Raw genomic sequence first — 13,098 nt, 5'->3', positions numbered from 1 at the left:
GGGCGTCGTTGGATGATGCTGTTCTTCCATTTTCCTTAGCCTCGCTCGGGCAAAGGAAATCAGCTCGCCGAATCGACGCTAAATCTCAGACAAGACTCTTGACTGTGATTCGCGGAAGTGAGATTCTCGAATTCGCCAAAACACGAGAAGGGCTTCCGGAACTCCGTTTCGGGGGCCTTTTTCTTTTGCCTGTCACTCTCCTGATTGCTGGTTCTGAAATACGCTCACGTCATCAAGGCCGCTCTTTGGACGCGGCCTCGAATTCAAGATAAAGATCGCGCAGCCGGTTCAGCACAAAGTCTGCGAACTCTGGCGATTTCCGCCGATCGATCGTCAACGAAATGCGTGCGTCGCTGCGTGTAACCTTTGCGAGGCTGCCGCCCCCCGCCATGGGCCAGACCTCCATTTGGCTTTGATCCGAGCGCGGCTTCAAGGCCGCGAGCGCCTTTTTGAACCGCTCATCGCTGTCGAGACCTTGAAAGCCCGGGTCTGCGATCATCCGGCGGATGACGGCGCCTGACTTTCCATCCGCGAAGCGCTCGGCGAGCTCGATCCAGCCGCGCCGACCCGTGCCGGGAGCCGGTCCGATCGCATCAATGACTTCCGCCGGGATCTTGCTCACCACCGACAGCATGTTGGACAGATCGCTCTTGTAGATCGACAGCGCCGCCATGATCGTCGCGCGGCTGAACCGCTGTTCGAGGCGATGCGCGAAGCGCGCCTTTTCGACGTAAGACAGATCCTTCCGCTCGTGATTTTCCTGGCCTTGCGCAATGACGAGCTGCTCATCGGTCAACTCGCGCACGACGGCTTTGATCGACTGCCCCAGCGAAGCGACGGCTCGCAGCCGCCGATGGCCGAACGCGACCTGGAACCGCCCCGCCTCGCCGGGATGCGGCCTCACGAGGATCGGATTAAGCTGCCCATGTTCGCGAATGGCCTCCGCCAAATTCGCCACCGTCTCCGCCGACGCGGGCATGCGATCGGCGATGAATGACGGATCAATCAATGCCGGATCGAGTTCGACGATGACCTGCCCCGCTGTCAGTTTCCTCTCGATCTCGTCGGCGCGTTTTGCCCGTTCGCTGAACTCGCCAAGCGATTGACCAATCGCTCCGACGGGAGTCGCCGCCGGGTCCGATATCAAATCCGGAGAACCAAGGATCGGCCGCATGCGAAGCCGATTGACGCGAGGCGGCTCGCCGGCTGAGGATGGATCGGCCGGCGTCGTCGCGGCGGACTCGCTCATCTTGCCGGCGCCGCCGAGATTAGTGAAAAGTGCTTTTCGGCTCATGCCGCCCTGCCCCAGGCCTGACGGATCAGACCTTCAATTTCCGCGTTGACGTTATTGACCGATTCCATGGCCCTGTCATAGGTCGCCCGGGTGAACTGGTTTCTCTCGACCTCGAAGATCGTCTGATTGGTGAGGCCGGCGTCGGATATCGCCGTGCTTTTCAGCATGGGATGGATCAGGACGTGATCGCCAAAGATCGAACGAAGGAAAGCGACCATCTGGTTCTGCGGACCGTCACCGGGCTCGAAGCGCGTGACGAGATACTTCAACCAGTCATAGCTTGTCGACGCGCCGGCTCGCGAGACCTCGTCCAGCAGGTCTCCCGTCATTTGGAGGAACTGCCCCATCGACATGACGTCGAGCATTTGCGGGTGGATGGTGATGAGGACGGCGGTCGCGGCGGTGAGAGCCGAAAGCGTCAGATAGCCGAGCTGCGGCGGGCAATCGATCACGACAACGTCGTAGAGATTTTGCGCCTGGGCTATCGCCTGCCCGATCCGCGCGAAGAACAAGGTGTCGCCGGCGGCGCGCCGCATAAGCGCGCGAGGCGTGTCATGCTCGAATTCCATCAATTCGAGGTTGCCCGGAATGATGTGAAGGTCGGGAATGTAAGTTGCGCGCACGATCTCCGCGATGGGACGTTGGCGTTCATCGTAGCGGATCGCCCCATACAGGGTTTCGTTCTCGCCGACATGAAGCTCCGGCTGGTGGCCGAACAAAGCCGAGAGGCTGGCCTGCGGGTCGAGGTCGATTGCGAGAACGCGATAACCATGCAGCGCGAGATACTGCGCGAGATGGGCTGAGGTCGTCGTCTTGCCGCTGCCGCCCTTGAAATTCATGACGCTAATGACCTGAAGATGCTCTCCCGCGGCGCGGTGGGGAAGATAACGGCGGCTTCCGCGCGCGCCCTGGTCGAGATGCTTCCTGATTTCCTGGATCGCATCGACGGAATAGCTGCGGCGGCCATTCTTGATCGTGGGGGAAATGCCCTTCCCTTCCGCCGCCACCTGGCGCAAATATCCTTCGTGAATGCCAATCAGGTTCGCGGCCTCGGCCGGACTGAAATGCCGGATCGACTTTTCGGCTTCGGGCGGAAATATGCTGCGGTGATGGGCCTGGAGCTGGCTCGACAGTTCGGCGCCATGCTGCTGGATCAGCGCCCTCAACTCGGCCCGGGTGGGGGCTATGTCTGCTACGGGCGTCTTCGCCATGTCGATATCCGAATTCGGCTGGAGCGTCATCTGCGGAGTTTTACCGATATTGGAAAGTTTACCGCATTTCTTAAAACTGGACCGATTCTCTACGCTCTGCAAGCGCTTTTGAGTTAATGAACAGTTAACGCCGAGGATAGACGCCTGCTGTTGTTAGCCTTGGCTAACAATTATATATCGCTGGGCGATCGCTACCCATCCCGTTTGTTAGCCGCGGCTAACTCTTGATGCGTGGCAAATAGCGCTCAACCCAGAGGCGCCGCGCATTATGACAGGCTGTTTTTCAACATCATTGAGCGCACCGCGCGCCTGCCAGATCTGCGCTGTTGAAATTTCGCCTGGTGGCCGCGCCTGACCGGATCGGAAGGCCGCCACCTTGGTCGCCCCATGACATTGGCCTCCACTTGAGCCATTAGCGAACCCGCCCGGATGAGCCCACCCGTCTCACATCCCCTGAAGGATTAGCGCCGCAGTTACGAGGAATATGCTAAAAGCGGCGCCAGAAAGTGCTTGAAACGCAGCAAGGACGAGCAGGCGTCTATGCCATAGGCTCAAGGATTTCGATGTCAGAACAGCGATACATCAGATTATAACCGCCGCAACCAGGCCGTGCGCATTCCCATCGAATTCGAACGCCCTGATGATCGAACCGCCCGTGCACGCGAGCACATTGGCGGTCTTGGAGCCGATCGACGCGGATTTTCTGGAGATTGAGGACGATCCCGCCAAACCCAAAGACGTCTTCTGACGCGCTACTTGCTCGACACCGGCGTCACCGCAGGCTCATCAAAAATCACCGGGGCAGGGGCGCGCCAAATCTCCTGGGTCGGAGACGACAAAATCTGCGTCACCATGATTGTCGCAACGGAACTCGTGCGCCGGGCGCAAAGAAGGAAACTCGGCGGCGCCTGCTCTGCTGATCGCCGCCCATGCCTGCGCGCGACGCCGCTCTCGTCACGCAAACATGCGCGAGTTTCGATGCGGCGGCGACCGACGCTCGAGAATTGGTTGACGCAGCAGCTCATTTGCTCCGCATAGGATAATGGTTCGCAAATCCAGTAAGAGGAAAGCTGTCGGCCGCCGCCGGCGGTACGCCGGGCTCAAGACAGACTCATCACTGTCGCCAATCCGAGTTTCTTCGCGCGATCGAGAAGGTTTTTGACGGAGGAGGGCGACCAGTGGGCGCCGCCGCGCGGGGTGCGCTCGCGCATCGCCTCGAGCTGGGCGGCGATCTCGCGCAGGCTCATGTCTGGATTGGCCATGGCGATGCCAGAAACCAGCGTCGTCAGGCGGTCCTCCGCGGGCTTGCGCTGCGCGCGTTCGATGAGGCGCGGCTCGGCCAGATGCTCCCTGACAAGACGCCGCACCGCGCGGCGCAGGCGCTCGACCGTCCAGGGTCGCACGGGGCGCTTCAGATTGAGTACGCGCACGACGTCCTCCCAAGGGTGATCGGGACGCATCCGGCGCACCGTCGGCAGCCAGACGTCGACGGACGCGAGCAGGGCGTCGACGTAGGTTTTTGCGCGAGCGTCGGACACTTTCCGCAAAGCCTCGGGGCGACGCTCGCGCAGGCCCGGATTGCCCGAGCGCTTGCCCCGCGCCTGCGCGGCCTTGATCCCGGCCTTGGTTCTCTCCGAGATCAGCGCCCGCTCGAGCTGGGCCACGGCGCCCAGCACCTGCAGCGAAAACATGCCCTGCGGCGTCGAAGTGTCGATCGGATCACGCAGCGAGCGGAAATGCGCGCCGCGGTCTTCCAGTCGCTCGATGGTGTCAAGGAGGTGGCTCACCGAGCGCGCAAGGCGGTCGAGGCGGACCACGACCAGCACGTCGCCGGCCTTTATATCCCGCATGAGCCGGGCAAGCTCAGGCCGCGTCCGTGAGGCGCCGGAGCCGGTCTCACGATAGATCGCGTCGCAGCCGGCGAGCTTGAGTTCGTCCGTCTGCGCGTCGGTCGCCTGATCCTCGGTCGAGACCCGTGCGTAGCCGATGAGGCGGCCGCGCGGGGCAGGGGAGGCGTTTCGTGTCGCCGAACGGCGCATATTACAGTCCTTTAGACCCCAATGCGGGACTTTGCCGGCCGAATCAGCGCTTCGCGCGGCTGCCCAGACCGTTTGTACACACTCATAAGTTCTCAGTAAATGACCGTTTATCGGCGTCGCTAACTTGCCAAACGCGCGCCCTCGCGCCGCTCGCCAGAGGCAAAAGGCGTCTTTTTCAGCCGCAGAGCAGGGCAGGGGAGGGCGCGCGGCCCGGAAGGCGTGCTTATAGCTGGAACGCGCTTGGCTGGACCCTCTATGAAGCAGGCTGCTGCCATGGTACCTTGTCTGTGCTTGTTCTCGATGTTGATTCTTCTGATGTTTTATGCTTTTCCGCAAAGCCCCGCAAAATCCGCCCAGGCCGGGCCGGGCCGGACTTCCCGCGCGGCCGTCGCCGCCGCCGATCTCGCCAGCCTCCTCGTTCCGCTGTCGGCCGCCGACGACGCGCTCGCCCGCCTCGACGAACGCTTGCGCGCGAGCCCTGTGCGTGACGGCTGGATCGCCCGCGCCGATTTCACCGAGAGCTGCGCCGCCCTTTGGGCCGAGGGCGAACTCGTCCATCTCGAAGACCTCGTCCTCAATGACGCCGGCATGGACGCGCGCAGCCCCAGTCATGCGCTGACCCGCGCCTGCGCCTATCTGAACCTCCGCCGAAAAGCCTTCGCGCTCGATCCCAGGACGCAGCTGTCGCCCACGACGCTGCTCCGCCTCGCGGGCCGCGCCGCGCCGGCGCCATCGGCTGAAATGCCTGAAGACGACGAGAGCGACACGGTGACGGCGGACGATCGCGACGATCGACAAGACGCGGATCTTGCCGCCGCGCTCGCCGGACTCACCGCCGCGACAAAGGCGGCGGCGGGCGCGCTGGAGCGCGCCGGCGCAACGCCGCTCGCGCTGTCAAAAGACGCCTTCGTCTATGATGAACAATGGGACGAGGCCGGGCGCCTCGCGGCCTGGCGTCACGGCGTTGCGGACATCGACGACTTGCCGCCGCTTCTTGGCGCGCTCACCTTGGCGCACTCCTGGCGCGAGCTTGAGCCGATCCAGCGCCAGGGTTGGCTCGCGCCGCTCCTCGCCGCTCTCCATCTGCGCCGGCGAGGCCGCGCGAAAGCCCATCTCTTATGCCTCCATCTCGGCCTTCGCGCGCTTAGGCCGAAGCCGGGATCGGCCAAAACCATGAGGGCCCGCCTCCATCAGGGCCTCGCCATCGTCGAGGCGGCCGCCCGCGAGGGCCTCGCCCAGCACGACCGCCTGATGCTGGCGCGCCAGCTTCTCGAGCGAAAGTGCAAGGGCCGCAGGGCATCCTCAAACATGCCGCGCCTCGCCGAGCTTCTCATCAGCAGGCCGGTCGCCACCGTGCCGCTCATCGCCAGGGAGCTCGGCGTCAGCCAACAGGCCGCCCAGGGCCTCGTCGCCGAGATCGGCCCAGGGCTGCGCGAAATCACCGGCCGCAAACGCTACCGCGCTTGGGCCGTCGGGTGAGGCTGGCCCGCGCGCGCATAGCGCTGCGTCCAGCGCCCACGGGCTTTTGAAGCTCGCGGAGCAGTCGGATCATACAATCATCGAGGACAACATCTTCGCTGAGTTCCCGCGCCGCGCCTTGCGGCTGTCGATGGCCTGGATCGCGTCGTCCGCGTCATTCGTCGGCGGCCATCTTTCCGCCGACCTCCTTTTCTCCGTTCTGAAGGACGGCGATTATCGAAAGCTTATCGACGGACTGCGCGAACGCCTGCCGCATGCGACGGGCAGGACAAGCGCGCGGCTGAAATCCATCGGGATCGCGCCATGGATCGAGCCTCGGACCGGCATATTCTTGGGAGCCGCCTCGCTGAAGGTCTCGACCCCGCCGACATTGCGCGCCGCGCGCTTGCCAGCGACATCGTCGTTGCGCCCGGCAATGTGTTCGGCCGTTCTCAGTCTGCGTGCAATTTCCTGGGCTTCAACGTGTCTCAATGCGCCGAGCCGCGGATCTTCAAAATGATCGCCGCGACGATGGGCAAATGAGACGAAAGGTTTCCCTTCCCGCCGCCCGTAGCCCGCCTGCCAATATGATGGCGATCGTCTTCCTGTTTTGGTACATAGGTCATGTGCGCATATCCAGCCGACGGCCGCAAACCCGCGCAACGAGCAAATGACCGACGCAAGCCAGAAATCGCGTTCCAGGGACAGCTCCGACGGATCGTCCGCATTTTGGCGGACGCAGGAGATGCTGCTGATCCAGCAAATCATGGGGCGCATCGGCAAAGGGTTGCAGATCGAGCAGATCCTGCGCGAGATGCTTCAACTGATGTCGGAGATGCTTGGGCTGAACCGCGGCAGGATCGTTCTTTTTGACGCCGACACCGGCGCCTATCGCATCCGCTACTCATACGGGCTGACCAAAGAGGGAGCCGAGAGAGGAGCCTATGCGCTGGGCGAGGGCATAACAGGACGCGTCATCGCCCGCGAGCAGCTGATAGTGGTGCAAGACATCGACAGGGAGCCGGCTTTTCTGGCGCGGGCCGTCGAACGTCGCAAGCTCCCTGAGGGACCGGTGTCCTTCATAGCCCTGCCTGTGCGCATCGACCAGAAGACGGTCGGGGCTTTGGCGTGTCACCGGATTCGTCATCGCAACCGCGCGCTTTCCGATGACATGACGATACTTCGCATCTTCGCGACTCTTGTCGGGCAGATCCTGGAGCTGAACGCGAACCTTGAGAAGAAGACGCGCGCACTCGAGCAACACAATGACATGCTGGCGCGGGCTCTCGAGACGCGGACGGCGGGATATGGCATCATTGGCACGTCGCCGCTTTTGTTGAAGGCCATCGCCGAATTGGAGCAGGTCGCTTCGGCAAACGCGCCTGTGCTTTTGCTCGGCGAGTCGGGCACCGGCAAGGAATTGTTTGCGCGCGCCCTGCATCTTGCGAGCCCGCGCCGCGACAAGCCGTTCGTCAAGGTCAATTGTGCGGCGATCCCCGACGCCTTGTTCGAATCCGAATTGTTCGGACATGAGCGTGGCTCCTTTACGGGGGCGACCGAGGCTCGGGCGGGCTGGTTCGAACAGGCCAATGGCGGCTCCATCTTCCTCGACGAAATCGGCGAACTGCCGTTGACGATGCAGACAAAGCTCCTCCGCACCCTTCAGGAAAGCACGATCACGCGGCTTGGCGGAAAGCGCGAGATCAAGGTGGATATGCGCATCGTCGCCGCCACCAACAAGAGTCTTCAAGCAGAGGCCTCCGAGGGGCGCTTCCGGCCGGATCTTTACTACCGTCTCAACGTCATTCCGATCCAGTTGCCGTCGCTCTCCGAACGGCGCGGCGATATTCCGGCGTTGGTGATGCATTTCGTCAATCGAGCCAATGTGACGAACCAACGCAACGTCAATCTGACGGCCGACGCCATCGAACGCCTCAAGGATCATCGCTGGCCCGGCAATATCCGTCAGCTGTCGAATCTGATCGAACGCGTCGTGCTACTGGCGAACAAGGCGATGTTGACAGGCGCCGATATCGAGCTGTTTCTCGCGGGCGACAGCAACACTCCAACCGGTCAATATGCGGGAGAAGGAGCGTTGTCCCAGACGCCTGCTTTTGCGCCGCCATTTCCGCAAATGGTCCGCCCCTATCTTGGCGCAGGCTCGCATTCGGCCGCGGACCTTCAGCGCGCCGTGCTTCAGTGCGGCGGCAACAAGTCGCGGGCCGCGCAAATGCTCGGACTGACTGCGCGGCAACTCGCCTATCGTTGGCGTAAATGCGGGCTTGATAGCGCTTGAGGCGGTTAAGCGGATTATGTATCTGAAATATCAACAAATTGTCGACATTGTTTACATTGTGTAGATTTTTTCCGAATAGTGCTTTCGCGAAATTTCAGTCAACATATTGATTATTCTAGTATATATGCAGAACCGTAGCGTCTGGCATGTCCTTTGATAACACTATGTCCGAGTGCATTTCACACTCTTTCAATCTGGACATATTGAAGGGACGCCCGATGGACGCCGCAACAGAAACGCAGACGACCGCCAAGGCTTATTTGCGGCCGATCGATCGCGATGGCCTCATGGCCTTCGCCGAAAAGGGACGGGCCGATCCGAAAAGACGCGGCACGAATGTTGTCCACACGGTCTCCGACGGGCAATATCGCACCCTCAGCTACGTCGGCTCACACCAGCCGGTTGTCGTCGACGAGCCGCTGTATCTCTTCGGTCAGGACACGGCGCCGGCGCCAGGAGAGATTGTGTTGTCGGCGCTTGGCGGATGTCTTGCGGTCGGGATCACGGCCGTCGCCACCTGGAAGAACGTCAGGCTTTCTCGGCTGGAGCTCTTCCTCGAAGGTGACATCGGCAATCCAGCGGCGTGGGGCGCCGGCGGCGCGCAAATGCAGCCCGCGCAAATGGGCTTCCAGGAGATCCGCGTCAAAGTCGCAATCGAAGGCGACGCCATCCGCGAGGAACTCGACGCCATCGTCAAGCAGGCGAACATGTATTCGCCGGTCGCGAACACCATGCGCAATCCAATCCCGTTCAGCATCGGTCTTGCCGACTGATTAAGCGCCAGGGAAGCTGTCCGCGGGCTTCCCGTCGCTCTCAAGTCGATCCCGCCGGAGGTTTCGAATGAACAGCGCCATGGCTTTGACGCCTCACGATCAGACCGAGTGGAGCGCAGCCGCCGTCATCGATGGGACGATCGCGATCGCCAAAGGCCCTTTGAAGGCCGCCGCGACCCGCATAGATCACGGCTATTATCCGCTCGACATCATGGGCTCCCTTGGCCAGGCTGGAGCTCTGGGCGCCCATCTCGATTGCCACGGCAATAACGTCGCCCTCGCCATCAAAGCGGCGCAGGCGGTAAGCCGGTCCTGTGGCGCGACCGGCTTCCTGATGTGGGCGCATGCCGTCTGCGGTCTCTATATGGAGCGCTCCGGCAATCCGGCGCTAAACGGAACAGCCCTCGATCAGCATGCCCGAGGACTGACCTTCGGCGGCACGGCGCTATCAAATCCGATGAAGGCGCTGGCCGGCATCGAGCCTATGCTGCTGCGGGCCGAGAAGGTTCCTGGCGGCTATTGCGTCAACGGGTCGCTGCCTTGGGTCAGCCACATCGGGCCGGGTCAATATTGCGGCGCCGTGGCCGGAGTTTATAGGAACGGCGAACGGTCACATGAGATTCTTTTCATCCTACGCTGCGATGAGCGCGTCGTTCTGCGGTCCTGCCCGACATTCTCGGGGATGGAGGGGACGAGCACTTTCGGGATCGGGCTCAAGGATTATTTCGTCGGCGACGACGATCTCGTCGCCGACCCGGCGCGGCCGCTGATCGCAGAAATCCGCGCGGTCTTCGTCCTTTTGCAGGCGGGCATGGGAATGGGCGTCGTGCAAGGAAGCATCGATTCGATCCGAGAAGTCGAGCCCGCGCTCGGGCATGTCAACCAGCATCTCAGCGACCGGCCCGATGAACTGCAGGCGGAATTCGACGACCTCGGCGCGCGGGTGATGAAGCTTGCCGAAACGCCTTACGACGGGTCGAAAGACTACCTTCTCGACGTCCTCGACGCCCGCGTCCAGTGTTCGGAACTGGCGTTGCGCGCATCGCAATCGTCTCTGCTCCATCAGGGCGCGAAAGGTTATCTCGCCTCAGCGGCGCCTCAGCGCCGGGTCCGAGAAGCGCATTTCGTCGCCATCGTGACGCCGGCGATCAAACATCTGCGCTGGGAGATGGCGCGACTTTCTCAAGAGGTGCTTCCCGCATGAATGAAGATCCCACGCAAGATCTTTTGCCTTGGCGCCAATACATCTGCCGCGCCTGCGGAGTGATCTATGACGAAGCTTTGGGCGACCCGGACAGCGGTCTCGCGCCTGGCACGCGCTTCGAGGACATCCCCGATGATTGGGCGTGTCCGCTCTGCGGCGTCACGAAGACCGATTTTGAACTCTTTGTCCGACGCGAGGCGCCAGCGCTGGCTCCTGCGTCGTCGGGATCAAGAGACATCGGCGTCGTGATTGTCGGAGCCGGCGCGGCTGGCTGGGCGGTGGCCGAAGCCATCCGGGCGCTCGATGTGACGAAGCCGATTGCTCTCGTCACCGCCTGTGCCGGGGACGCCTACAACAAGCCTGAACTCTCGGGCGCGATGGCTCGAGGATCATCGGCCGAGACGCTTCGCCGCGAGCTTGGATCTGATATTGCGGAGCGTCTCGGCGTGGGGCTGCTGAGCGGCTCTTTCGCCGTCGGAATTTCTCCCGCGCAACATCAATTGCGCACGACGCGTGGGACGCTGCGCTACACGCACCTCATCCTTGCGCAAGGCGCCCGTCCGTCCCTGCCATCAACTTTGCCGGCGGATCTTTGCTGGCGCGTCAACGATCTGGAGGCCTGGTCAGGGTTGCAGCGCCGGCTCGCCGACCGTCCCAAGCAGGTCGCGATCGTCGGCGCCGGCATGATTGGCTGCGAACTGGCCGAAGATATTGCGCGCAGCGGACACAGCGTCACGCTCCTTTGCAGAGACGCCGGACCGCTTGCCGGACTGCTTCCAGAATACGCCTCGCGGCGGCTGCGGACATGCCTCGAATCCCTCGGCGTCCGCTTCATCGGTCCGATCGAGGTAAGTGCGGTTGACCGCGCCGGCGATGGCTTGAGCATCTTCACGCAATGTGGGCGCAAGATCGACGCCGATGAACTGATCGCGGCGACAGGATTGGTCACGCAATCGCGGCTTGCCCGCAACGCCGGCCTCGTATTCGATCGCGGCGTCGTCGTCGACAGGCTCACGCTGCGCACAAGCGCGCCCGACATCTACGCCCTCGGAGACTGCATCAGCATCAATGGCTCGCCATGCCGCTTCATCGAGCCCATCGCCAAACAGGCCGACGCCATCGCGCATCATCTGCTTGGCAAGGCGCACCAGGGCTACGATCATCGCTCGCCGGTGATCCGCTTGAAGACGCGCTCGATGCCGCTCGTCATGTACGGGACGCCGCATCCGGACGGCGAGTGGCGCATCGTGGAAGACGACACCGAGCGGCTCGTCATGGAGCAGTGGCAAAATGGTGAACTCACATCGCGACTGGCGGCATGAGGCGCAGTGGCGGAGCCCAGGACGCATAATGATCGATAGATCGTTGAGCCAATAGATGCAAACCGATCGAGCCGAGCGCTAAACCTGGAGCCCAAGAGATGCACGGCGACGACAATATCTATCGGCCCTTTGATGCAGAGGTTGCGCTCGGACGCTGCTGCTGCGGGGCGCATGATAGCCAGCCCGATCATGACGCAGAGCTGGCGAAGGCGGGAAGCCGCCGCGCCGGCGACCCTGAGGCGCTGACTTGTGACGTCGTCGAGGCGGCGGCGGTCAAGGCGCTTTTTCCCAATGACGCGCTGCGCCGCAAATTTCTCTCGGCGGTCGGCAAAGCCAGCGCCATGGCGGCGATCGCTAGCGTCGTGCCGATCTCCGCACTAACCGCGATGGCGGCGGAAGCGCGGGGGCCGATCGAGAAGAGGGAGCTGAAGATTGGATTTATACCGATCAGTTGCGCGACGCCCCTCATCATGGCCGTTCCGATGGGTTTCTATCGCGAACAGGGCCTCAACGTCACCCTGTCCAAGACGGCCGGCTGGGCTCTCGTCCGGGACCAGATGCTGAACGGCGAACTCGACGCCTCCCATTTCCTTGCGCCGATGCCGCTCGCGATCACGATGGGACTCGGCTCGTCGCCGCAACCGATGCGCGTCGCCGCCATGGAGAACATCAATGGGCAGGCGATCACGCTCGCGCTGAAGCATCGCGACAACCGCAATCCGAAGAACTGGAAGGGAATGAAGTTCGCAATTCCCTTTGAATATTCGATGCATAATTTCCTTTTGCGATACTATCTCGCCGAACACGGAATCGATCCCGATCACGACGTTCAGCTACGGATCACGCCCCCAGCAGAAATGATCGCTAATCTTCGCGCGGGCAACATCGACGGATTCCTCGGTCCGGAGCCGTTCAACCAGCGCGCCATTTATGACGAAATCGGTTTCATTCATATTCTCTCCAAGGACATATGGAACGGCCATCCTTGCTGCGCTTTTGGCGCATCGAGCGCTTTCATCGAGAAAAATCCCAACACCTTCGCCGCCCTCATGCGCGCGATGTTGAAAGCCTCGGCCGCTGCCAACAGCCCGGCAAACCGCGCGGATATTGCGAAGGCGATTTCGCCGGCGCAATATCTGAACCAGCCCGAGATCGTGGTGAGACAAGCCCTGACAGGCCGATATGCCGACGGTCTCGGCAATGTCCGCAACGAGCCCGATCGATCCGGCTTCGATCCAATTCCTTGGTATTCGATGGCGACGTGGATGCTGACGCAAATGAAGCGTTGGGGCTATGTCAAGGAGCATATCGACTACAACAAGCTCGCCGAACAGGTCTTCCTCTTGACCGACGCGCGGCGCCTGATGAAGCAGCTTGACATAGGCGCCGACGCAGACGCCCTGACGTCAGGTTATCGGTCATTCGACGTCATGGGGAGAACCTTCGATCCCGCTCAGCCAGCGGCCTATCTCGACGGCTTCGCCATCAAACGAAGCTGACG

Annotated in this window: 10 protein-coding genes; 7 read left to right on the top strand and 3 right to left on the bottom strand. The window is 62.1% G+C overall.

All coding sequences use genetic code 11. From position 1 onward, the window contains the following. Window positions 1–232: 232 nt before the first annotated feature. The 3 genes from repB to MPC4_RS11910 all read right to left on the bottom strand — a co-directional run bounded on the left by repB (window position 233) and on the right by MPC4_RS11910 (window position 4,544). A complete protein-coding gene (gene repB, locus MPC4_RS11925) occupies window positions 233–1,294 on the bottom strand; it encodes a plasmid partitioning protein RepB (protein ID WP_174512699.1) in 1,062 nt (353 codons plus the stop codon). Continuing rightward, complete coding sequence (repA, locus tag MPC4_RS11920; RefSeq protein ID WP_174512698.1) at window positions 1,291–2,505, bottom strand: plasmid partitioning protein RepA; 1,215 nt, start codon at window positions 2,503–2,505, stop codon at window positions 1,291–1,293. The genes repB and repA overlap by 4 nt, the downstream gene beginning before the upstream one ends. Before the next feature lie 1,100 nt (window positions 2,506–3,605). Further along, window positions 3,606–4,544, bottom strand: coding sequence for a recombinase family protein (locus tag MPC4_RS11910; protein WP_174512697.1), 939 nt, complete (start codon window positions 4,542–4,544; stop codon window positions 3,606–3,608). 315 nt (window positions 4,545–4,859) lie between these two features. Between MPC4_RS11910 and MPC4_RS11905 the strand changes: the two genes are divergently transcribed. The 7 genes from MPC4_RS11905 (at window position 4,860) to MPC4_RS11875 (ending at window position 13,096) form a co-directional block, all read left to right on the top strand. After that, window positions 4,860–6,023, top strand: coding sequence for an RHE_PE00001 family protein (locus tag MPC4_RS11905; protein WP_174512696.1), 1,164 nt, complete (start codon window positions 4,860–4,862; stop codon window positions 6,021–6,023). A gap of 303 nt (window positions 6,024–6,326) precedes the next feature. After that, on the top strand, window positions 6,327–6,545 hold the full coding sequence (locus MPC4_RS11900; RefSeq protein WP_174512695.1) for a hypothetical protein: 219 nt from the start codon (window positions 6,327–6,329) through the stop codon (window positions 6,543–6,545). A gap of 127 nt (window positions 6,546–6,672) precedes the next feature. Next, the gene (locus MPC4_RS11895; protein ID WP_244628977.1) at window positions 6,673–8,298 is read left to right on the top strand and encodes a sigma 54-interacting transcriptional regulator; all 1,626 of its coding nucleotides are present in this window, start codon (window positions 6,673–6,675) and stop codon (window positions 8,296–8,298) included. A 218-nt stretch (window positions 8,299–8,516) separates the two neighbouring features. Then, on the top strand, window positions 8,517–9,071 hold the full coding sequence (locus tag MPC4_RS11890) for an OsmC family protein (protein WP_174512694.1): 555 nt from the start codon (window positions 8,517–8,519) through the stop codon (window positions 9,069–9,071). Between the two features lie 67 nt (window positions 9,072–9,138). After that, a complete protein-coding gene (locus MPC4_RS11885; protein WP_174512693.1) occupies window positions 9,139–10,275 on the top strand; it encodes an acyl-CoA dehydrogenase family protein in 1,137 nt (378 codons plus the stop codon). Then, complete coding sequence (locus MPC4_RS11880) at window positions 10,272–11,597, top strand: FAD-dependent oxidoreductase (RefSeq protein ID WP_174512692.1); 1,326 nt, start codon at window positions 10,272–10,274, stop codon at window positions 11,595–11,597. Before MPC4_RS11885 ends, MPC4_RS11880 begins: the two co-directional genes overlap by 4 nt. A gap of 98 nt (window positions 11,598–11,695) precedes the next feature. After that, window positions 11,696–13,096, top strand: a complete 1,401-nt coding sequence (locus MPC4_RS11875; RefSeq protein WP_174512691.1) for a CmpA/NrtA family ABC transporter substrate-binding protein — start codon at window positions 11,696–11,698, stop codon at window positions 13,094–13,096. Window positions 13,097–13,098 lie beyond the last annotated feature (2 nt).

The sequence above is a fragment of the Methylocella tundrae genome, assembly GCF_901905185.1.
Taxonomy (GTDB): domain Bacteria; phylum Pseudomonadota; class Alphaproteobacteria; order Rhizobiales; family Beijerinckiaceae; genus Methylocapsa; species Methylocapsa tundrae.
This window is presented reverse-complemented; position numbering and strand designations above follow the sequence as displayed.